This window comes from Sphingomonas sp. Leaf4, assembly GCF_920939515.1.
Classification (GTDB): Bacteria; Pseudomonadota; Alphaproteobacteria; order Sphingomonadales; family Sphingomonadaceae; genus Sphingomonas.
Genome location: NZ_CAKLBB010000001.1, coordinates 85,356 through 107,107, shown reverse-complemented (window position 1 = coordinate 107,107; position 21,752 = coordinate 85,356). Strand labels below are relative to the sequence as shown.

Sequence of the window (21,752 nt, the reverse complement as noted above, 5' to 3'; positions counted from 1 at the left end):
AATGTGCGCGATTAGCCGATGCGAGGGCGCGCGCCTAGGACGGAATCTTTGGGGGGGGTGTTCGTGGGCGGAAGAAGGTTGGTTCGCGCGGAGGCGCGGAGAGAAGGAACGTGCGCGGCAGCGCACCCGCCCCCTGTCGAACGTAGCGATGAAAAGGCGGCAGTTGCCGCCGGGCAGACCCACTCCGCGCCTCCGCGCCTCTGCGCCTCTGCGCGAACCAACTACTTCTACTCGACGAACCGCGCCGTCACTTCCGCGGGCACCCGCAGCAAGCGGCCGCTGGCCCGGTCGATCAGCGCCCATGTCGTCCGGGCATCGACCTTCACCCGCCCGTCGGCCCCGGTAAAGCGCATGATCCGGTCGAAGCGGGCACCACGCGGACCTTCAGGAATCCACGTCTCGCCAAGCACCGTCTCGCCGACGCTCACATTGCCGCGATAATCGATCTCGTGCCGGGTCACGACCCACAGATACGCCGCCTGCTGTTCGGGCGTGGCGACCGCGCACCAGTGGGCGACCGCCACGTCCTGAATCCAGCGGACCCAGACCGCGTTGTTGACATGGCCCAGTTCGTCGATCGCCTCCGGCCCGGCGGTGATCGACAGCGAGAAGCGCGGCGTCGGGCTCACCGCGCGGCGTCGCCCGTCGGTCGCGGCTTGAGCGCGCTGGCCGAAATCCGCCACGATCGCTGCTCGGCGGTCGCGCCATCGATGTCGCCGGTACGATGCAGCGTCACCGGCCCTTCGAGGACCACCGGCGTCCCGTCGCGCAGCCGGCCGGTCACGCGCACCGGAATGTCGATGTAGCGCTGCCCTGCCCCGGCATCGATCCGGCCGGGCGTACCGATCGTCGCGCGATATTCGGCATATTTTGCGAAGCTGTCGGCGAACGCTTGGCGGGTCATGCCCGCCGCCTCGCCGCGCCCATTCCACAGGCGATACGCCTCGGCATAGCGCCCGCCCGACAGCGCGGCGAAATAGTCGCGCAGCACCGTGACCGCCGCATCGGCACCGGCTTCGGGCTGGACCGGCAGATCGGGCACTGGTGCCGGCCCCGGCGTCTCAGCCGGTGGCGGCGCGGAGACGCCGGGAATCCCCTCACCCGCCGGCAACGGCGTCGAGGGCGTCAGCGCACCGGCGACCGGGGTCGACCCGACCAACGCGGCATTGTCCGCCGCCGCGCCGTTGTCGTCCCTATCGTCACCGCCGCCGCATGCGCTCAGCAACAGCGCGGCGGCGACCCCGGGCAGCAGCCTCACGGCTCGATCGCGTCGCGATCGGCATCGTCGAGGTCGTCGTCCTCGGCGAGATTGTCCTCGTCGAAATCTTCCTGCAACTCGTCCTCGGTCTGGTTGCCCTTGCCGGTAACGGTCACGTTGTCATCCTCTTCGGCGAGATCGTCGTCCGCCATCTCCAGCTCGTCCTCATCCTCGTCATCGGATAGCCCGAGATCGGGTTCGAGGTCGGTCAGGATCGTGCCGTCGCTCGGGCCATCGCGCGTGGCTTCGAGGATTTCGGCGCGCTGGCTTTCGTCATAGCCGTCCTCGTCATAGCCGTCGTCGCCCGTGCCCTGTCCGTTCACCTGATGACCGCCCATCGCCTGACTCCTTGAAAGGTCGTTGAACAGGATCAAACCCGCCGATCGGGGCTGCGGTTCCTAGCGCATGATCCGCTCATGCGGACACGGCACCGGCCCTGATCCTGCTTGGCAGGATCAGCCATCAACCACGCTGGAACAGCCGGCCGTGTTCGGTGCGATGGACGACGACGAGCGCGATCAGCCCGAGGATCAGGAACCCGCCGTAGAGCGGCACCGTCGTCCCGTCGAACGACTGGCCGATTGCCGCGCCCAGCAGCGCGCCGACGAGCATCGAGACGAACCCCTGCAACGACGAGGCGGTGCCGGCGATCGACCCCATATTCTCCATCGCCATCGCCGAAAAGTTGGAGGTGGCGAGCCCGAAACAGGCCATCATGATCGCCTGCAACACGATGAAGCTGGCGAGCGATTCGACTCCGAGCAGCGTAACCGCCAGATGGACGCCTGCGACCACGACGAGGCCGGTGAGCGCGGCATGCGAGATCAGCCGCGTGCCGAAGCGCATGACGATCCGCGAATTGAAGAAGGACCCCGCCGCCATCGTCCCCGCGACACAGGCAAAGACGATGGTGAGGAGCTGCGGCGCGCGGAACGTCACTTCCATGATCTGCTGGATCGATCCGACGAAGCCGAACAGCCCTCCCGACAGCAACGCGGCGGCGACGGTATAGCCGACCGCATAGCGATCACGCAGGACGATGCCATAGCCTTGCAGGATGCGCCGGAGATCGAGCGAATGACGGTCACCGACCGCCAGCGTCTCGGGCATGCGCGCGACGAACCATGCGAAAATCACCACGGTGACGATGGTGATCCCGCCGAAGATCCAGCGCCATGATCCGAACGCCAGCACCGCCTGCCCGAACGACGGGGCGAGGACGGGGGCGGCCATGAAGAAGATGAAGGCAAGGCTCATCACCCGCGCCATCGCCCGGCCCGAATAACAGTCGCGCACCAGCGCCACCGTCACCACCCGCGCGCCCGCCACCGCCGCGCCCGACGCGAAGCGCGCGAGTAGCAACAGGGTGAAGCTGCCGGCGACCGCCGCGACCAGATTGGTCAGCGCACTGGCGACCAGCGCGAAGATCAGCACCGGCCGCCGGCCATAGCGATCGGCGAGCGGGCCATAGGCGAGCTGCGCGACCGAGAAGCCGAGCAGGAACGCGGTGACGACGAACTGGCGGCTGTTCGGTTCGGCGACGCCGAGCGCCTCGCCGATCGCGGGTAGTGCCGGCAGCATCGAATCGATGCCGAGCGCGGTCAGCGCCATCAGCGCGGCGATCAGCGTGACGAACTCGCCGAACGGCAGCGGCGCGCGGTCGGCCGATGCGGTCGGTTGCGCGGACGCCAGGTCGGCGGCGGCGTCGACGCCGGTATCGGGACGGGCGAGCGGGGCGGTATCACGGCGATCGAGCATAGCAATATCCCCATGACGGATGTCGTCGTCGGCGTCACGCAAAGGATGGGCCTGTTCGCGGCCCTCGCCACGGTCTATCGTCATCGCTTGTGAATTCCGTGTGTTTGGGAATGGATATGGTCGACACGCCGCTTGCAGAAGTTCCGCTCGTCTCGATGGCGCAGGCCGAAGCGGACCCCGATGGTTTCGCACAGGCGTTCGGGCAGTCGTTCCAACGCTTCGGTTTCGCCATGGTATCCGATCATGGCGTCGACAGCCACGTGATCGATCGCGCCTGGGCGATGACCAAGGCGTTCTTCGACCTGCCCGAAGCGGAAAAGCGCGGCTATTTCGTCGAGGGCGGCGGTGGTGCGCGCGGCTATACCCCGTTCAAGACCGAGATCGCCAAGGGCGCCCGCCATGTCGATCTGAAGGAATTCTGGCACGTCGGGCGCGAACTGGCCGCCGGGCATCGCTATGGCGATGTCATGCCCGCCAACGTCTGGCCGACACGGCCGGAAGGATTCCGCGAGGCGTTCCTCGACCTGTTCGCCGCGCTCGATGCCGCCGGCGACCGGTTGCTGTCCGCCATTGCCCGCTATCTCGAACTGGCACCCGACTGGTTCGATACGGCGGTGAAGGACGGCAATTCGGTGCTGCGCCTGCTCCATTATCCGCCGGTCGCGGCGGATGCGCCCGAGGTGCGAGCCGGGGCGCATGAGGATATCAACCTCATCACCCTGTTGCTCGGCGCCGAGGAAGCCGGGCTCGAACTGCTCGACCGCGACGGGCGCTGGCTGCCGGTCGCCCCGCCGCCGGGCGCGATGGTGGTGAACGTCGGCGACATGCTCCAGCGGCTGACCAATCATGTGCTGCCCTCCACCACCCACCGCGTCGTCAACCCGCCGGCCGAGCGGCGCAGCCATTCGCGCTATTCGATGCCGTTCTTCCTGCACCCGGCACCCGACTTCCTGATCGAGACGCTGCCGGGCTGTGTGTCGGAGACGAACCCCGACCGTTATCCCGAACCGATCACCGCGCACGACTATCTGTACGAGCGGCTGGTCGAGATCGGGCTCATCAAGAAGTAAGCATTCGTCATTCCCGCGCAGGCGGGAATCCATAGCCGCTGTCCTTTCGCCTCCTGCATGAGCGTCAGCGTATAAGGATCCCCGCCTGCGCGGGGATGACGAAGGTCGGCGGGGAACGCCCTTCCCCTCCGCTTCCCCAGCGACTAGAAACACGAAACCGGCCGGGGCGATGCTCCGGCCGCAATTTTGTTACGTCTGTAATAAGAGGAAGTTATGACCGAACCGCTCCGCATCGCCATCGCCGGTCTTGGAACCGTGGGTGCGGGTGTCATTCGGCTGATCGAAACCAATGGCGAGTTGATCGCGCGGCGTGCCGGGCGAAGGATCGAGGTCGTCGCGGTATCGGCACGCGATCGCAGCCGCGATCGTGGCGTCGACCTGTCGCGCTACCAATGGGTCGACGATACCGCCGCGCTGGTGACGACGGGCGATGCCGATGTAGTCGTCGAGCTGATCGGCGGATCAGACGGCCCGGCGCTCACGCTGGCGCGATCGGCGCTGGCGGCGGGCAAGGGCTTCGTCACCGCGAACAAGGCGATGATCGCGCATCACGGCCTCGAACTGGCTGAGGCCGCCGAGGCCCGCGGCGTCGCGCTGAAGTTCGAGGCGGCGGTGGCGGGCGGCGTGCCGGTCATCAAGGGGCTGCGCGAGGGAGCCGCCGCCAACGAGCTGTCGCAGGTGTACGGCATCCTCAACGGCACCTGCAATTTCATCCTGTCGAAGATGGAGGCCGAGGGCCGCGACTTCGCCGGGGTGCTGGCCGAGGCGCAGGCGCTGGGTTTTGCCGAGGCCGACCCGAGCTTCGACATCGACGGGGTCGATGCCGCGCACAAGCTGTCGATCCTCGCCAGCGTCGCGTTCGGCACGCGCCCGGCGTTCGACGAGGTGGCGATCACCGGCATCCGCCATGTGCTGGCCGCCGACATCGCCGAGGCGGCGGCGCTCGGCTATCGCATCCGGCTGGTGGGCATGGCCGAGGCGGGGCCGCGCGGGCAGTTCCAGCGGGTGCATCCGCATCTGGTGCCGCTCGACCATCCGCTGGCGCACGTGACGGGCTCGCTGAACGCGGTGGTTGCCGAGGGTAATTTCGTCGGCCGCCTCTTCTTCCAGGGGCGCGGTGCCGGCGATGGCCCGACCGCGAGCGCGGTGGTCGCCGACCTGATCGACATCGCGCGCGGCGAATATGGCGTACCCTATGCCATGCCCGCCGCTGACCTCACCGCCCCCAGCCCCGAAGCGCCGGGCGAACGACGCGGCCGCGCCTATGTCCGCCTGACCGTGGCGGACAAGGTCGGCGTGCTGGCCGAGATCGCGGCGGCGATGCGCGATGCCGGCGTGTCGATCGAAAGCCTGATCCAGCGCGGGGCCAATCCCGGCGGCGACGTGCTGGTCGCGATCGTGACGCATGAAGGGCCGGAACGTTGCGTCGCGCAGGCACTCGACAAGCTGGGCGGATCGCCGAGCGTGATCGGCCAGCCGATGTGGATGCACGTGCTGTAAGGCGCGCCGGGCAAGGGGTAGCAACGCTACGCCGAGCCTCAAGGCGCGCCCGGCCGGCGGCGCTGGCAGCGCCGACCGACGCCACGGGCTTTGCCCGTGGCGGGTCCAAAGTTTACAAAGTTTACACTAACAGCGCAGTTGTTGCGACTGAATCGCAACGATCGGCATGGCTTCTCCCATCGTCGCGGACAGCACCATTTGCGGAGGGCGGACCGCACAACAAAGCCGAAGTTATGAGAACGGGCGAGCGGATCGGGCATGATCCCCGAAGCCTATCCCGCACCCTGCGCTGTAGGACAGCCTCGTGGCAGCGGAATGTCCGCCCTGGCTATGCCAGCGCTATGCGTATGTAGCGTCTTCACCCAGGAATTTGTCAGGCGCTTCCGGCTATCACTCGCTATGTGTGGGACACGCGGCGAATGGGGGCTGCATACAATGGGGCTGGTGAAACGTGAGCGAACGCGGAAGATCGGATGTCATCGCACCGTTGCAATTTCTTCGTGGTATCGCTGCCTGCGGGGTCGTCGTCGAGCATCTGCTGGCACGCTATGAGCGACGTGATGTGCCGCTGTCGGTACTACCCGACCTCATGCGACAATTAGGTCAGACGGGTGTTTTGACTTTCTTCGCGATCAGCGGTTTCATCATGGTGCATATCCTGTTGCGCAAGGCGGCAGGTACAGATCGGACGGCCGCAGGCTGGCGATTCGCTCGTGATCGCTTTACCCGTATCGCGCCGCTCTACTATCTTACCACCGTTCTGAACGTACTGTTCGCTTATGCCACGTTGGGTTTCAGTACGAATTCGAGCTTTCAGTTTCCGGCGGTTGCGGAATGGATCCACTCTTTGTTGTTTATTCCGTACCGTAAAGCCGACGGCCTGATTCAACCGGTCTATGGGCTAGGCTGGACTTTGGAATATGAGATTTTTTTCTACGCGCTGTTCGCGATCGGCATGGTACTCGGCGTTCGGCGGGGACTTCCATTTGTCTTCCTGACGTTACTGGCATTGGCGGCGGCAGGTTCGTGGATTAACGCGCCGCAGCAAGCGTTCGGATTGTCGGTATTTGCCTATTTCTACACCCGACCGGTTCTGCTGTACTTCGCGATCGGAATGGCGATTTCGTTGATCCGGCAGAATCTGGAACTCCGGTTGCCGGTCGTTTCCGCTCCACTGTCCGGCAGCGTTGCGCTGGCGCTGGTTCTGGTTGCCGCGATGAAGTTGTTTCCAGGCATGCAGATGATCGCGATCACTGCCGCGCTGGCCGTCGTAACGTTGGTTCGGCCAACACCGGGTGCCGCGCCGACATTCGAACGTTCGGCACTAGCGCTCGGCAACGCATCTTATGCCATTTATCTGACGCACAGTTTCTTTCTGGGCGCGCTCGCCACAGCAACGGCATCGCTTGTTGGGGGTCGCGACGTACTGATCTATCCAGTAACACTGCTGGCATGCGCGGGATGCGCGATTGCCGGCTGGCTGGTATGGCGCTTCGTCGAATATCCGCTGACGGTCCGGCTGCGCGGCCGCCCGCTGGCGGCACCGATGACCGTCGCGCCCTGATACCCCCTTACGGCAGCGGGATGTTCGTCTCGGCATCGCGGCGGGCGCGGCGTTCGGCGCGGGCGGCGTTGGCGCGCTGGACGAAGCAACCGGTCTGGCCGCCGGGGCCGACGGTCGAGCAGCTTCCGGTGCCGGTCGCGCCGACATTCTGGTTCGCTTCGGCACGCATCGCCCAGCTTTCGTTCTCGGGCGTCACTTCCAGCTCGCGCAGCTCCTTCGGGATACGGAAGCGTTCCTGTTCGCTGCGGCGGACGCAGACGACAATTTCCTCGCCATTGGTGTTGGTCGGGCATTTGTCGTTGCCGTAGATGACCAGCGTGCCGTTCTGCACCTGCGCGGCGGCAGGCGTGCTGAAAACGGGCATGGCGAAGGCGGTGATCGCGGCGACACCGGCGAGAAGATAGCGGGTCATCATACGCTCCTGTTCAAAGCCGACAACGCACCGTCGGTCAAATCCGTTTCGATACTTCGATGGCGATGCGACACCCCGCGCGGATCGCCCCCGACAACAGCGGATAGGCGGGCGCGCGTTCCGCCCCATGCGCCAGCGCCGCTTCCTTATGCTCCAGTTCCTCGGCCTGGAATTTGGCGATCGCCGCGCCCAGTTCGGGATCGTCGTCGCCCAGCTCGATCAACTGGTCCTCGTAATGCTTGTCGATCTCGGTTTCGACCGCGGCGGTGCAGGCCATCGCCGCCTCCGGCCCGATCGCCGCCGTCACCGCGCCCAGTGCGAAGCCCGCCACGTCCCAGATCGGCTGGATGATCGTCGGGCGCACGCCGCGTTCGGCCATCAGCGCGTCGAAATAGGCGCGGTGCTCAACCTCCTGCGCCGCCATGCCCTGAATCGCCGCCGACATCGGGCTGCGATCGCCCATCACCGCCAGTTGCCCGGCATAGATGCGGGTCGCGCCATATTCGCCCGCCTGATCCACCCGGATCATCGAGCGGATGCCGCCCGGTTTCCGGTCGCCCGGCCGCCATTTGCTCATGTCCGCCTCCGCGTCGCCAGCCACAGGATCATGAACGCGCCAACGAGCGAAAAGATCGCGTTGAATCCGGCCAGCGAGATGCCGAGGAACGACCATTGCGCCACGTCGCAGCGGATGACCGGCTGCGCGACGATCGCCGCCAGCAGGTCGCCGCCGCCGGCGCGCAGCGTGTTGGTGCAGGCGGTGACGCCCTGCCACCAGTGATATTCGACGCCGGCGTGGAACACGCCGATGACGCCACTGATCGCGACCGACGCCCCGGCGAGCATCACCAGCGCGCGCTTGGCATGGGTGCGCGGCACCACGAACGACAGCGCGGCGAAGGCGATGGCGGCATAGTGCGGCCAGCGCTGCCAGTGGCACATCTCACACGGAACCAGCCCGCCCAGATATTGCGAGGCAAGCGCCCCCGCGATCAGCGTCAGCGGCAGCAGCAGCGCGATCAGGCGCGCGAGCGGAAGGTCGTTGGCCCGCATGGATCAGCGCCGGGCCGTCTTGGGCGCGGCGGTGGCCGCCATGCGGGTCGCGGGACCGGTGCGGCCCATCGTCTGGAGCGCGTAATAGAGCTGGAAATCGTCGACCCCGCGCTTCTTCAAGGATTCGGCGCTCTCGGCGAAGCGCGGATCGTCCTTGGTATCCTCGGTCAGCGTCTTGTCGTCGACGCCGGCTTCGTTGACGAGGTGGCGGCGCAGATCGGCCTCGCGATAGACCGGGCGATCCTTGTAATCGGGATCGGAGATTTGCGGCACCTTCAGGTCGGGGTCAATGCCGCCTTCCTGCACCGACCGGCCCGACGGCGTGTGATAGCGCGCGGTGGTCAGGCGCACGGCGGTGTTCTTCGAGAGATCAAAGATCGACTGGACCGATCCCTTGCCGAAGCTGCGCTCGCCCATCACGATCGCGCGGTGGTGATCCTGCAATGCGCCGGCGACGATCTCGGAGGCGGACGCGGTGCCGGGGTTGGTCAGGACGATGATCGGCAGCCCCTGCGCCAGATCGCCCGGCACCATCTCCTCGGCGAAATAGCGTTCGGTGTCGGCCTTGTCGCGGCCGCGCTGCGAGACGATCTCGCCGCGCGCGAGGAAGGTGTCGGACACCTCGATCGCCTGCGTCAGCAGCCCGCCGCCATTGTCGCGCAGGTCGATGATATAGCCCTTGGGCTTGTGGCCCAGTTGCCGGTCGATCGCGGCGATCGCGGCGCGGGTGTCGGCCCCGGTCGATTCGCTGAAGGTGTTGATGTTGATGACGCCGATGTCGTCCTTCACCTCCCACTTGACCGGCTTCTGCACGATCGTGCCGCGCACCAGCGTCAGTTCGATCGGCTTGTCGCGGCCGGGGCGGACGAGGGTCAGCGAGACCTTCGACCCCGTCGGCCCGCGCATCTGCGCGACCGCTTCGTCGAGCGTGCCGCCGACGATCAGCTTGCCATCGACATGGGTGATGTAATCGCCCGACTTGATGCCGGCGCGCGCGGCGGGCGTATCCTCGGTCGGGGTGATGACCTTGACCGCGCCGTCCTCCATCGTGACCGACAGGCCGAGGCCCGAATAATTGCCCGAGGTGGCGATGCGCAGATTCTCGAAATCCTTGGCGTCGAGATAGCTCGAATGCGGGTCGAGTGCTGCGAGCATGCCGCGCATCGCGCCTTCCATCAGCGTCTTGTCGTCGACCTTGTCGACATAGCTCGCCTTCACCCGGTTATAGACGTCCATGAAGGTATCGAGTTCGCGGAAGCTGCCCGCATCGGCCTGCGCCATCGCCCCCGTGGCGACGGGAACCAGTGCCAGCGCGCCGAGAATGGCGGCGGCGTGGGAGTACGAACGGGACATGACCATAGGAGCTTTCAACTGCGGCACCGGCGCAACACTAGCGGGAAAAGTCCGTACGATCAAAGAACAGAGTGGATGAACGGGAGATGGATGGGGTGCGGGCGTGCCCGGGGCATCCGTCACCCCGGGCAAGGGCTTTTCTCAGTAGCGCGCGTCGAGCGGGCCGGCGAGCTGACGGTCCGCCGTCCAGCGGTTGCCGGTGAGCGACAGGTCGCGCACGTCCCGCGTCACCAGCGCGCCGGCCCCGGCGGGCACGCGGATGCGGTGGAGATCGGCGCCCACCACATCCTCCAGCCGCAGCGCCGGGCGAGGATCGGGCGTGGCGACGGCGATCTCGACGTCGCGCAGTTCCAGCCCCCGCACATGGCGCACGAACAGCCCGGTCGCGGGCAGATCGCCGAACATCGTCGCTTCAGGATAGCCCAGTTCGTTCTCCGGCGGCACCAGCGCCGCCATCGCCGGGGCCGCGCCGCCGACATGATGGAGATAGAGGCCCGAGATGGTCAGATCCTCGATCGGACGGTCGGCCAGCCCGGCGATGACCGATGGGAGCGGCGTCGCGTCCGAACTGGTGACGTTCTGGATCAGGATACGCTTCATCGTGCCGATCGGCCGCCCGGCGGGGCCGCGCATCCGCTTGCCCAGCCGCAGGAACAGCGGGCCGTTGACGGTGCCGCGCATCGTCACGTTGCTGACGGTGATGTCCTCCACCACGCCGCCGTCGACGGTCTGGAAGGCGAGGCCCCGGCTCTGGTCGAAGATGCAGTTGGTGATGGCGATGTTGCGGAAACCGCCGTTGCTCTCGGTCCCGAACTTGATCCGGCCATGGATCAGCGGGGCGAACTCGGGTGGCATCCGCTTGAAGGTGCCATCGAGGACCGATCCGACCTGATAATTGCCCATCACCAGACAATTGGCGATAGTGACGTTCTCGGTCACGCGCGCCTCGCCCAGCGCGAAGCTGCTCTTGGGGCAGATCGCGTCGTCATAGGGCGAGTTGACGGTGCAGTTGCTCACCCGGACGTTGCGGCAGCAATCGATGTCGAAGCCATCGCGGTTGGTGTCGCACAGCACGTTGTCGATCACCAGATTGTCGACGCCGGTCGCGAGCAAGGCGAACCAGCCGCCCTCCAGCATGCGGAAATCCTGCAAGGTGACGTTGCGGCAGTTTTTCAGCGCGATCGCCTTGTTGCCGGTGCCCGGACCATTGGGGTCCTTCAGCCAGTCGTCCTTGCCGTCGCCGCGCCCCAGCCCTTTACCCCAGATCAGGCCGTGCCCCTCGATCGCGATGTCGTGGAGCCCTTCGCCCCAGATCAGACTGTTGCGCCAGTGGCTGTGGCCGTAATCCTGGTACATGTCCCATGAATTGGGTTCGGCGATGTCGTAGCCGGTGGTGCCGACGGGTGCCGCGGCCAGAATGACCGCGCCATTGTCGAGGTGCAGCGTCACCCGGCTTTTCAGGCGGATGGTGTAGCAGGCATAGGTGCCCGCCGGAAAATACACGGTGCCGCCGCCGCGCGCCGCGACATGATCGATCGCCTTGTTAACGGCATGGCTGTCGATGCGGATGCCGTCGCCCTTCGCGCCGAAGCGGCGGACGTCGACCATGCCGCCACCGCGCAGGGGCCGGGCCAGCGCACGGGCGGGATGCGCACCAAGGGTCGCGGCGGCGAGCAGCCCCGCCCCGCCCAGCATGACATGACGACGATCGAGCATCGGCCAACCTCAAAAGAAAAAGGGGCCGCGCAGGGGATTGCGCGGCCCCAGGGAGGGATCAGAATTTCAGCGTCGCGCCAAGGAAGAATTCCGCACCGATCACGTCGTAGGTGGCGGAGAAGGTATTGGCGTTCGGCCCCTGCGTCGTCACCGGCGGATCGCGATCGAAGATGTTGTTCACACCGCCGAACAGCTCGATCTTGCGCGTCGCGTCATAGTTGAACGACAGGTCGAAATAATTCTGCGCGGGCAGGCGCGGATAGACCAGCGTGGCACGGTCCGGCACCACCGCCGCGCCTTGGCGCAGCGGCACCAGATAACGGTCGGTATAGACCGGGCCGATGTAGCGATGGCGCAGCGAGAGGCTGAGGCCATCGTTGTTCCACGTCAGCCGGGTGTTGCCGCGCCAGCGCGGCAGCGGCTGGCCGCAGGTGGTGCCGAACGCGCCGACGCATTCGTTGCGCAGGTTGGGGAGTGCTGCGACCGGCGTCGAGGTGAACTCGTTCAGCCACGTATAGCTGGTGGCGATGTCGAGCGAGCTGTCGCTCGCCACACCGGGGAAGCCGAAGCCCAAGGGCACGCGGTAGCGCAGCGCGAAGTCCAGCCCCGAGGTCTTGAGCAGGCCGCTGTTGGCGTTGCGCACCTGTACCGCGAACGGCTCGTTGATTTCGCCGTTCAGCGGGTTGCGCTGCACCGCGCGGCAGAACTCGCTGTTGATGTCCTGGATGGTGTAATAACACAGGTTCAGCGTGTTCTGGAGCCCGCCGCCCAGTTGCGCCACGGCCCCTTCGAGCGAGATGTTGAAATAATCGACGCTGGCGGTCAGGCGCGGGGCGAAGCGCGGCGTGAACACGACGCCCAGCGTATAGGTATCCGACACTTCTTCGCGAAGGTTCGGATTGCCGCCCAAGTCGGACGAGAAGAACGCATTGGGCTGCACGCCGCCGCCGAACACGTTGGCGGCGGGAACGCCGGTCGCCACGCACAGGGCGCGGACGGCGGCGGTCTGCTGCGCCGCCGCCGACCGGCCGGAGCAGGGATCGGTCGCGGTCGCGATCTGCCGGCTGGTGCCGCCGAACAGTTCGGCGACGCTCGGCGCGCGGATCGCGCGCTGATACTGGCCGCGCAACGTCACGTCGCGGTTGATCCGCCAGTCGAGCCCGCCGAGGTAGGTCCACACCCCGCCGATGCCGTTCAGGTCATAGTTGGAATAGCGGAACGCGCCGTTGGCGACGAGGCTGTCGATGAACGGCGTGTTGTGGATCAGCGGCACGCGGACTTCGCCGAACACTTCCTTCACGCCCACCTTGCCGGCGGTCGGCAGGCCGGGATTGAAGCCGACGACATCGCCCGAGGCGAGGAAGGTGTCGGGGGTGAAGCGCGCGCTCGATTCGCGCCATTCATAGCCATAGGAGAAGCCGACCGGCCCGGCGGGCAGGCGGAACAGATTGCCGGTGACGCTGGCCTGCGCGACCTGCTGCGTCGCCATCGTCGTGTTGGTAGCACCAATCGACACCGCGCTGACGCAGGCCGCCGACACGTTGGCGCCGAAGATGTTGCAGACCGGCGCGGCGCCGTTCTGCGACAGGAGCGCCGTCTGCAAGCGGCTGCGCGAGATGGCGTTGCGCAGTTGCAACGTGTCCTCGCTGCGGGCGTAGGTGTAATAGACGTCGAACTTCAGGTCGGTCAGGAAATTCTCGGTCGCATCGCCGATCGTGCCGCGCAGGCCCCATGCGCCGCGGAACACGTTGCGCCGTTCGCTGGCGAAGCGCGCGCCATTCTCGACATACCGCCGCCCGGCGGTCAGCACCGCCAGCCCGTCGCCGGCGACGGTCGTGCGCCGCGCCGATCCGCTGGTGACGGTGATCGTCCCCGTCTCCGCCTGGTCGAGCAGGCGCAGCACGTTCTGGAGCTGCGGCGTCAGGAAAGGATTGTTGACGTCGAGCAGCGTCGAGGTGCCGACGTTGACCGGCGCAAGCTGCGCATCGACCGTGTTGTTGCTGTAGTGCAGCTCCATATAGGCGGTGATGTTGTCGTTCAGGTCGTAATGACCGAAGCTGTTAATCATCCAGCGCTCCTGCGGCTGGATGAGATAGTTGAACGGCCCGAGGTTGAAATCGTCCTGCGGGGTGAGCGCGGGCCGCGCGGCGGTGCCGCCGTTGTTGAAGGTGAAGCCGCGCGAGCCAAGCCCGGTGAGGCCGGCGGCACCATAGGCCGCCTGCAACGCGGGGCTGGCGTTGGCGAAGGCAGGAATGCCGGAGAAACGGCCGTTGGGAATGTCGCCGCTGCCGCCCGCCACGAAGCCCAGTTCGCCACCGTTCGCGGCGCAGTTGGTCGTCGAGCTGTTGCTGAACGGGGTGCCGGCACGGTTCGGGCTGGCGGTGCCGGGCACGACGCAACCGTCGACCAGCGTGTCGAACGCATAGCCGCCGCGCTGCCCGCGCGTGATCGACCCGCGCTTGAGGTAGTTGCCCGACACGACGACATTGCCGCGATCCTCGGCGAAGTTGCCGCCGAGCGTCACGTCGAAGTTGTAGACCGGGGTGGTGGTATGCGCGTCGAGGTTGACTTGGGCGCGTGCCTCCAGCCCCTCGAAATCGTCGCGCATGATGAAGTTGATGACGCCGGTGATCGCATCCGATCCATAGACCGCCGACGATCCGCCGGTCACGACCTCGGTCCGGGCGATCAGCGTCGAGGGGATGGTATTGAGATCGGTCACCTGCTCCGGCCCAAAGATCGCGAAGCGGCGGCCGTTGACCAGCACCAGATTGCGCTGCGACCCGAAGCCGCGCAGGTTCACGTCGGCATAGCCGCCGGGCACGGTGTTCGCGGTCGCGCTGCCGAGCGCCGAGCCGACCGCCTGCGGGATCTGCGCCAGCGTCTTTTCGACGTTGACGTTGCCCGACAGCTTGATGTCCTCCTGCCCCACGACGTTCACCGGGGTCGATGCGTCGAACCCGGTGCGGGCGATGCGCGATCCGGTGACGACGATCTCGGCGGCGGCATCCGGTTCGACGGCGGGAGTCGCCTCGCCCTGCGGCGCGGCCTGTTGCGCGAACGACGGCGACGCCAGCATTGCCAGCGGTAGCAACGCGACGGAGCAAAGATGGCGAGTGGCCCGGTGCTGATTCATATGTCCTCCCCTAGTCCCTCCCGTCGCCGCGACTGCGACACGGGTTTCCGCCGCCGATCCTTCGGCTGGCGGAAAGGAATGATAGCGCTACCAGTTTTGGACCGCTGTATCCCTGAGCGAACTGCTACGATTGCCAGCGCTGGCAGTCAATCGGCAAAATGATGGAAATTATGCCCGCGCCGATCGAGCAGCGCGTCGCCGGGATGATGGAGGTGCATCCGCTGCCACCACCGGGCGATCGCGGGGCGATGGGTCGCCGCCCCGCCTGCCGCGCCGGCGATGGCGACCGACATGATGGCCGACAGGACGAGGCGGCGGGTCCGGGTCATCGATCGATCACGTGGGGCCGATGCAGCCGCGTCAGCCAAGGTCGGGCAGCGCGCCCCGGCCGAACGAATCGAGCCAGCCGTCGAGCGCGTTCGCGAGCGTTGGCAGCATCACGATCAGGATGCTGCGCGCGTCGGTCGGATCGGGCCGCCGTTCGACATAGCCGCGCGCCTCGAAATTCTCGATCAGGCGCAGCGCGGTGGTGGTCGACGCGCCGCTCGCCGCGCAGAGTTTCAGGACGTTGGTCCGCTGCCCCTCGGCGGTGGCGACATAGAGCGCGAGGATCATGTCCCACGCCGGTTCGACGAAGCGCAGCCCCGCGAAGGCGGCACCGCGCGCGCGGCGGCCGGCGAGCATCGCGCTCGCCTGTTCCAGCCGGCGGGCGGCGGGATCGACCGGGTCGGGCCGGGCGGTGCCGACGAACTGCAGGACGGTGGCGCGCGGCAGGCGCACCAACACGTCGATCATTTCGGTTGCGGTGGCATCCATGACGATCGGAATCCGTTACGAAGGACCGGCCCGGCGTCGCGGGGCAATTGCATCGTGCCGAGCGCCAGCGCCGCGAAGGCGAGATAGGCGTAGAGACCGAGGCCGGTGTGATAGACGAAGGGCGCGACCGCCGGCAGCAGCGCGGCGGCGATGCTGACCAGCAGGTTCGCCAGCGTGAAGCCGAACGCCCAGACCGGCCAGAAGCGCGTCGTGCGCACCGCCAGCCAGAAGAAGCCCGCCGCCACCGCGAAGTCGATCGTCAAGACCGACAACGCGGCGGGCAGCCATGCCGAGGCCGACAGCAGCCGGACGACCAGCGTCGCGATGCAGCCGACGACGTTGATCGCCGCGCCGATCCGTTCGGGCCGGCCGCCGCGCCACGCGGCATAGCCGTTGACGCCGAGGAAGACGGCCCAGAACAGCAGCGCGAAAAGGACGTTCGTCGCCATCGGGAAGCTTCGGCCGCCGGATCAGGCCATGACGGGCACGGGCGCGTCGGCGCTGCCCGACGGCTTGGGCAGCAATTCGCCCCAGCTCGTCTCGGTCAGGCCGAGTTGCCGTCCGGTCCGCTCGATCGCGACATGCGCGCGCATCGCCATCTGCGACTGGCTCTCGACCAGCGAGCCGAGCGCGCCGACCGTCGCCTTGACCGTGCCATGGGTCATCGCCGCCGACAGGCCGTGCGCCGAGGTGGCGTCGAGCGTGGTCATCAGGAACTGCGCGGTATCGCGCATCGCGACGTTGATCGAATGTTCGGCGCGACGCAGATCGTCGGCGACGGTGAGGCTGGTGGCGGTGAGGTGCTGCATGGTCGTTCCCCTCGGCATCTGCATGCCGGCTATGATGCGGTCTGGCCGAACAGCAGCCCCAGCGCCACGATGACCATCGCCGCCACGGTCAACCCGACCGGGGTGGCGATCGCGATGATTGCCCCCCACAGGGCGACCTGTTGCCAGCTCATCATGTTCCTGCGGCCGGTGCTGTCCGGCAACGGCATGGGAAGCGGCCAGAGCGGCGGCGGGGAAGATGGAGAAGATACAGGGTGTATCGATTCCACCCCCGATTCATGCGCCGCGAACCGCCGCGCGGCATCAAACCGGCTGGTCGCGCCGAGGATATTCTTGGCGTCGATCAATTGGTTATCGACATAGCGCGCGCTCAGGCCCAGCAGATGCGCGATCTCGGCCGATTTGCGATGTTCATGCACCAGCCGCAGCAATTCGCGCTGGCGCGGGGTCAGTTTCGCGAATCGGTCGTCGGCGGGATGCTCCATCACGCGATCATTAACGTCATTTTCAGCGAGATCGACCGGGCGTACGCGGCGGCGAAACCACATTGCTGCCGGGTATATTCTTGGCTACGCATTCATCAGACAAATCAAGGCGGGCCGGAAGCGGCAGCCGCCACGTCAGGAGAGACGAACGATGCTGATTTCCCGTCGCGAGGCGATTGCCGCAGGCGCGCTGGCCGGAGCGGTCGCGCTGCCGGGACTGGGATCGGCGCATGCCGGCGTGCCGGGCGATGCCCCTGCCCCGGCGTATATCGGTCCCCGGCGGGTCGAACGGCTGGCCGACTGGCGCTTCCACCTCGGCCATGCCGCCGACGTCGAACAGGACTTCGGCTTCGGACGGTATCAGCGGACCTATGCCAAGGCGGGCGTCACCGCCGACGCCTCCAGCCCGGCGTTCGACGACAAGGGCTGGCAGGCGGTGATGGTGCCGCACGACTGGGCGGTGGCGCTGCCGTTCGCCAGACCGGCCGCGCCGGCGACGAAGGAAACCGAGGACGCCGCCGCCGCGCATGGCTTCAAGGCGATCGGCCGCGACTTTCCCGGGAACAGCGTCGGCTGGTATCGCACCCCGATCGCCATCGACGCCGCCGACCGCGACCGCGCGCTCTGGATCGAGTTCGACGGCGTGTTCCGCGACTGCATCGTGTTCGTGAACGGCTATGTCGCCGGCCGTAACGAAAGCGGCTATGCGCCGTTCGCGGTGCCGATCGGCGACTTCCTCGATTACGAGGGCGGGCCGAACGTCATCGCGCTGCGGGTCGATGCGTCGCTTGGCGAAGGCTGGTTCTACGAAGGGGCTGGGATCTACCGCCATGTCGATCTGGTGCGCGCCAATCGCGTCTATGTGCCGCAATGGGGCAGCGTGGTGCGCAGCACCGTCGGCAGCGATGGCGCGATCGTCAGCGCGGCGCTGGACATCCGCAACGACGGCCCCGCCCCGGTCGCGGCGGTGGTGCGCCAGCGGATCGTCGGCGCAAACGGACAGGCGGTGGCGGCGCTGCCCGAGACGTCGCTGACGGTTGCCCCGCACACCACCGCGACCGCGACCGGCAGCGCGCGGATCGCCGCGCCGCAGCTCTGGTCGGTCGAGACGCCGTATCGCTACCGGCTGCACAGCGAGGTGGTGGTCGACGGCATCATGGTCGACACCTATGTCACCCCGTTCGGCATCCGCACGGTCCGCTTCGACGGCGCGCGCGGCTTCCTGCTCAACGAACGGCCGGTCAAGCTGCTGGGAAGCTGCAACCATCAGGACCATGCCGGGGTCGGCACCGGCATCCCCGACGCGCTCCACGCATGGCGGATCGCGCAGTTGCAGGAGATGGGATCGAACGCCTGGCGCAGCGCGCACAATCCCCCCGCCGCCGCGATGCTCGACCTGTGCGACGCGATGGGCATGCTGATGATCGTCGAGGCGCGGCGCAACAGCAGCGATCCCGCGGCGATGGACGAACTGTCGCGCATCGTCCGGCGCGACCGCAACCATCCCAGCGTCATAAGCTGGTCGCTCGGCAACGAGGAACCGCAGCAGGGATCGCCGCGCGGCGCGCGGGTCACGCAGGCGATGCAGGATCTGGTGCGCGAGCTTGACCCGACCCGGCCCACGACCTTTGCGTTCGACAATAGCTGGGACAAGGGAGCCGCCAGGATCGTCGACACGGTCGGCTTCAACTATCGCACCGACAGGATGCCCGCGTTCAAGGCGGCCCATCCCGGCGTACCGGTCTATGGATCGGAAACCGGCAGCACGGTCGCGACGCGCGGCGCCTATGCCAACGACGCCGCGCGGCAGATCGTGCGCGCCTATGACACCGAACATCCGTGGTGGGCATCGACCGCCGAGGAATGGTGGACGATCGTCGCCGACCGGCGCGACATCGCCGGCGGGTTCATCTGGACCGGGTTCGACTATCGCGGCGAACCGACGCCCTATCCGGCGTTTCCCAGCATCTCGAGCTATTTCGGGGTGCTCGACACCTGCGGCTTCCCCAAGGACAATTTCTATTATTACCGCGCATGGTGGCGGCCCGACCAGCCGCTGGTCCATCTGCTGCCGCACTGGAACTGGCCGGGCAAGGACGGCCAGCCGATCGAGGTGTGGGTGCATGGCAATTGCGCCGAGGTCGAACTGCTGCTCAACGGCCGCTCGCTCGGGCGCAAGCCGATGCCGCGCAACCGGCACCTGCGCTGGGACGTGCCCTATGCCCCCGGCCGGATCGAGGCGCGCGGGTTTGACAAGGGCCGCCGCACCGCGCGCGACGTGCGCGAGACGGCCGGGGCCGCCGCCGGCGTCGTGCTGACCGCCGATCGCCGTCGGCCGCTGGCCAGCGGGCAGGACGTGGTGATGGTCCGCGCCGAAGTGGTCGATGCGAAGGGGCGCATCGTGCCGGATGCCGCCGATCTGCTGCGCTTCGCGGTGGCGGGCGATGCGACGATCATCGGCGTCGGCAATGGCAACCCGACCAGTCTCGAGGCCGATCAGGCCGACCGGCGCCGCGCATTCGCCGGGCTGGCGCAGGCGATCGTCCGCATCGGGCGCGGCACCGGCCCGGTCAGGATCACCGCCACCGGCGATGAGCTGACGCCGGGGCGGTTGCTGTTGCTGCCACAGCCGGTGTGATGCTCGGCCGGTTCCCCGCCCGAATCCGATCCATCTGAACGGAAGCGTCGCCCCAGCGAAGGCTGGGGCCTCCCGCGGCTCCTGCCCCGCATCAGCCCCGGGAGATCCCAGCCTGCGCTGGGATGACGCCTGTTTCGAAGGTGGATGGATCAACCCCTACCCGGGCAGGCCACCGGTCTGGCGCAGCGCCTCGCCCAGTGCCAGCGCGGCGGAGGTGGCGAGGTTCATCGATCGCACCGCGTCCTTCATCGGCAGGCGGACGAGTGCGTCGCACGCATCGGCCACGGCTTGCGGCACGCCCGCGCTCTCCTTGCCGAACAGCAGCACGTCGCCCGGCGCATAGGCGAAGCGATAGGCCGACTCGGTCGCCTTGGTGGAGAACAGCACCAGCCGGCCGCCGTCCAGCGTGGCGCGAAACGCAGCGAAATCGGCGTGGCGGGTGACGGTGACGTGATCGATATAGTCCATCGCCGCGCGGCGCACCCGCCGGTCGTCCCATGCGAAGCCCAGCGGCTCGATCAGGTCGACCGTGGCGCCCACACAGGCGCACAGGCGCAACACGGCACCGACGTTACCGGCGATCTCGGGCTCGAACAGGGCGATACGCATCGCCGCCGCTTGGCGTGGGCGCACGCGCTTGGCAAGCGGGGCGATCAAGGCCGCTGCCGCCACGCCGGCTTGCCACCGGGGGACGCTCTCCTTATGTACCGGCCGTTATGGAATCGCTTGCAACTCCCTCGCCCAAGGGTCGGCCCCGCGAATTCTGCGTCGATGCAGCACTCGCCAAGGCGCTCGGCGTGTTCTGGGCAAAGGGCTATGACGGCGCGTCGATGGCCGATCTGACCGACGCGATGGGCATCACCAAGCCCAGCCTCTATGCCGCGTTCGGCAACAAGGAAGCGTTGTTCCACAAGGCGCTCGACCTCTACGAAGCCGAGAAGATGGCCTATACCCGCGAGGCGCTGAACCAGCCGACCGCGCGCGCCGTCGCCGAATATTTCATGCGCGGCGCGATCGATGCGCAGACCGACAGCGGTGGCCCCAAGGGGTGTCTCGGGGTCATCAGCACCACCGCGTGCGGCGCGGACGCCGGATCGATCAAGGCCGACATGATCCAGCGGCGCGCCTGCGCGCAGGCGGCACTGGTCGAACGATTCGAACGCGCCAAGCGCGACGGCGACCTGCCCGACCATGTCGATGTCGCCGGTTTGACCGGCTATCTCTACGCCGTGTTGCAGGGGATGGCGGTGCAGGCCGGATCGGGGGCGACCCGCGCCGATCTGGAACGGGTGGTGGCCACCAGCCTGATGATGTGGCCGGGGCGATAAAAAGCTACCGGTCGGTATAAAAGGCGTTGACGACCGCTTCTCCGCTTAATATACCGACCAGTATAGAAGAGGGCATCGCAGCGGTGCCTCGATGGTATCCGCAAAGGCTGCACCATGCCCGACCCTGTGTGTTCGCGGTGATCGCCCGGTAACGTCGGCGACGCCGCAGTCCAATGCTTCGATTTCGGCACGTCCGCCGGCCCGATGATCGGGCGGATGGCGGAGGTGCATCTGCACGTCGGCACCATCATGGGGCCGCGACCGCCCGGTCGCGCCTCGATCAAGCCACCGTGCGCCATCCAAAGGGAGGATCCGTTCATGGCCTATGTCGATTTCACCGGTGATCCGATGCTTGCGGTGCAGGCAGGCAGCGTCGAGACCGCCGCTGTGCCGCGTACCGGGCTGAGCGCGCTCGAATGGTCGGTCGTCGCCTTGGCGCAGCATGACCGCCTGTCGTCGCTGCGCGAGCCGGGGCGGGTATCGGTCGCGCTCGGCCGGGTGTTCGGTACGCGACGCGGCAGCCCGCACCTCGCCGATCCGCAACTGGAAGCGCTGCGCCGCATGGCGGTGCTGAGCTGGCATCGCGGGTTCGCGGTGCCGGTGCATGAACTCAAGACGTTCCTGCGCGCGGGCTTTTCGACCGACCAGTATGAAACCATAGTCGCCAGCATCGGCACGGCGCGCAGCCGGAACCACGCCCGCGGCTGAGAGGCTGTTGGAAAACGCGCGATTGCCGCGTTTTGCGGTTCCGGCCCGCTCCCCCTCCCGTCCACCTACAGGGTACACTCAATGGGTGGACGGGAGAGGGTAGCCCAGCAAAGTATTACTTTGCTGGGACCCGAGGGGGAGCGGGCCGGAACCGCCTCGAAACTCGCTC

At 67.2% G+C, this 21,752-nt stretch carries 22 protein-coding genes; 6 read left to right on the top strand and 16 right to left on the bottom strand.

Translation table 11 applies throughout. The features are described from left to right. Nucleotides 1-227 precede the first annotated feature (227 nt). The 4 genes from LRA89_RS00445 to LRA89_RS00430 all read right to left on the bottom strand — a co-directional run bounded on the left by LRA89_RS00445 (nt 228) and on the right by LRA89_RS00430 (nt 3,100). Entirely contained in the window at nt 228-629 is a 402-nt protein-coding gene (locus tag LRA89_RS00445) for an acyl-CoA thioesterase (RefSeq protein WP_230635535.1), read from the bottom strand. Further along, nucleotides 626-1,258: a hypothetical protein gene (locus LRA89_RS00440; protein ID WP_230635533.1), complete on the bottom strand. Its 633-nt coding sequence runs from the start codon at nt 1,256-1,258 to the stop codon at nt 626-628. The genes LRA89_RS00445 and LRA89_RS00440 overlap by 4 nt, the downstream gene beginning before the upstream one ends. Further along, complete coding sequence (locus LRA89_RS00435) at nt 1,255-1,596, bottom strand: DNA primase (protein ID WP_230635532.1); 342 nt, start codon at nt 1,594-1,596, stop codon at nt 1,255-1,257. The genes LRA89_RS00440 and LRA89_RS00435 overlap by 4 nt, the downstream gene beginning before the upstream one ends. Nucleotides 1,597-1,720: 124 nt before the next feature. Beyond that, the gene (locus tag LRA89_RS00430) at nt 1,721-3,100 is read right to left on the bottom strand and encodes a multidrug effflux MFS transporter (RefSeq protein ID WP_230635530.1); all 1,380 of its coding nucleotides are present in this window, start codon (nt 3,098-3,100) and stop codon (nt 1,721-1,723) included. 32 nt (nt 3,101-3,132) lie between these two features. Here LRA89_RS00430 and LRA89_RS00425 point away from each other — a divergent pair, with 32 nt between their 5' ends. From LRA89_RS00425 to LRA89_RS00415, 3 genes are all read left to right on the top strand, one after another. Beyond that, entirely contained in the window at nt 3,133-4,086 is a 954-nt protein-coding gene (locus LRA89_RS00425) for an isopenicillin N synthase family dioxygenase (RefSeq protein ID WP_230635529.1), read from the top strand. Between the two features lie 213 nt (nt 4,087-4,299). Continuing rightward, the gene (locus LRA89_RS00420) at nt 4,300-5,586 is read left to right on the top strand and encodes a homoserine dehydrogenase (protein WP_230635526.1); all 1,287 of its coding nucleotides are present in this window, start codon (nt 4,300-4,302) and stop codon (nt 5,584-5,586) included. 451 nt (nt 5,587-6,037) lie between these two features. Continuing rightward, nucleotides 6,038-7,150: an acyltransferase family protein gene (locus LRA89_RS00415; RefSeq protein ID WP_230635524.1), complete on the top strand. Its 1,113-nt coding sequence runs from the start codon at nt 6,038-6,040 to the stop codon at nt 7,148-7,150. Between the two features lie 7 nt (nt 7,151-7,157). On the opposite strand, the gene LRA89_RS00410 is transcribed toward LRA89_RS00415, so the two are convergent. From LRA89_RS00410 to LRA89_RS00360, 11 genes are all read right to left on the bottom strand, one after another. Next, nucleotides 7,158-7,565 (bottom strand): hypothetical protein, encoded by a 408-nt coding sequence (locus tag LRA89_RS00410; protein ID WP_414887053.1) that lies wholly within the window; start codon nt 7,563-7,565, stop codon nt 7,158-7,160. Between the two features lie 34 nt (nt 7,566-7,599). Continuing rightward, nucleotides 7,600-8,139: a demethoxyubiquinone hydroxylase family protein gene (locus LRA89_RS00405; RefSeq protein ID WP_056499232.1), complete on the bottom strand. Its 540-nt coding sequence runs from the start codon at nt 8,137-8,139 to the stop codon at nt 7,600-7,602. Continuing rightward, entirely contained in the window at nt 8,136-8,615 is a 480-nt protein-coding gene (locus LRA89_RS00400; protein ID WP_230635522.1) for a disulfide bond formation protein B, read from the bottom strand. Before LRA89_RS00400 ends, LRA89_RS00405 begins: the two co-directional genes overlap by 4 nt. A 3-nt stretch (nt 8,616-8,618) precedes the next feature. Further along, complete coding sequence (locus tag LRA89_RS00395; RefSeq protein ID WP_230635521.1) at nt 8,619-9,968, bottom strand: S41 family peptidase; 1,350 nt, start codon at nt 9,966-9,968, stop codon at nt 8,619-8,621. A gap of 141 nt (nt 9,969-10,109) precedes the next feature. Next, on the bottom strand, nt 10,110-11,684 hold the full coding sequence (locus LRA89_RS00390) for a rhamnogalacturonidase (RefSeq protein ID WP_230635520.1): 1,575 nt from the start codon (nt 11,682-11,684) through the stop codon (nt 10,110-10,112). 58 nt (nt 11,685-11,742) lie between these two features. Then, the gene (locus tag LRA89_RS00385; protein WP_230635519.1) at nt 11,743-14,820 is read right to left on the bottom strand and encodes a TonB-dependent receptor domain-containing protein; all 3,078 of its coding nucleotides are present in this window, start codon (nt 14,818-14,820) and stop codon (nt 11,743-11,745) included. A 146-nt stretch (nt 14,821-14,966) separates the two neighbouring features. Next, entirely contained in the window at nt 14,967-15,149 is a 183-nt protein-coding gene (locus tag LRA89_RS00380) for a hypothetical protein (RefSeq protein ID WP_056498539.1), read from the bottom strand. Between the two features lie 31 nt (nt 15,150-15,180). Next, nucleotides 15,181-15,615 carry a MarR family winged helix-turn-helix transcriptional regulator gene (locus LRA89_RS00375; protein WP_162233455.1) on the bottom strand — a complete coding sequence of 145 codons (435 nt, stop codon included), beginning with the start codon at nt 15,613-15,615 and terminating at the stop codon, nt 15,181-15,183. Next, nucleotides 15,612-16,085: a hypothetical protein gene (locus LRA89_RS00370; protein ID WP_056498537.1), complete on the bottom strand. Its 474-nt coding sequence runs from the start codon at nt 16,083-16,085 to the stop codon at nt 15,612-15,614. The genes LRA89_RS00375 and LRA89_RS00370 overlap by 4 nt, the downstream gene beginning before the upstream one ends. Nucleotides 16,086-16,106: 21 nt before the next feature. Continuing rightward, complete coding sequence (locus tag LRA89_RS00365) at nt 16,107-16,445, bottom strand: hypothetical protein (RefSeq protein ID WP_230635517.1); 339 nt, start codon at nt 16,443-16,445, stop codon at nt 16,107-16,109. A 29-nt stretch (nt 16,446-16,474) separates the two neighbouring features. Next, the gene (locus tag LRA89_RS00360; protein ID WP_230635515.1) at nt 16,475-16,909 is read right to left on the bottom strand and encodes a LuxR C-terminal-related transcriptional regulator; all 435 of its coding nucleotides are present in this window, start codon (nt 16,907-16,909) and stop codon (nt 16,475-16,477) included. A gap of 151 nt (nt 16,910-17,060) precedes the next feature. On the opposite strand from LRA89_RS00360, the gene galA reads away from it, so the two are divergent. Further along, nucleotides 17,061-19,547: a beta-galactosidase GalA gene (galA, locus tag LRA89_RS00355; RefSeq protein ID WP_230635513.1), complete on the top strand. Its 2,487-nt coding sequence runs from the start codon at nt 17,061-17,063 to the stop codon at nt 19,545-19,547. Nucleotides 19,548-19,703: 156 nt separating this feature from the next. Here the strand turns inward: galA and LRA89_RS00350 are convergent, their stop codons facing one another. Beyond that, nucleotides 19,704-20,156: a tRNA (cytidine(34)-2'-O)-methyltransferase gene (locus LRA89_RS00350; protein ID WP_230768856.1), complete on the bottom strand. Its 453-nt coding sequence runs from the start codon at nt 20,154-20,156 to the stop codon at nt 19,704-19,706. A 107-nt stretch (nt 20,157-20,263) separates the two neighbouring features. Between LRA89_RS00350 and LRA89_RS00345 the strand changes: the two genes are divergently transcribed. After that, nucleotides 20,264-20,875, top strand: coding sequence for a TetR/AcrR family transcriptional regulator (locus LRA89_RS00345; protein ID WP_230635511.1), 612 nt, complete (start codon nt 20,264-20,266; stop codon nt 20,873-20,875). 318 nt (nt 20,876-21,193) lie between these two features. Further along, entirely contained in the window at nt 21,194-21,583 is a 390-nt protein-coding gene (locus LRA89_RS00340) for a hypothetical protein (RefSeq protein ID WP_230635509.1), read from the top strand. The last annotated feature ends 169 nt before the right edge of the window (nt 21,584-21,752 follow it).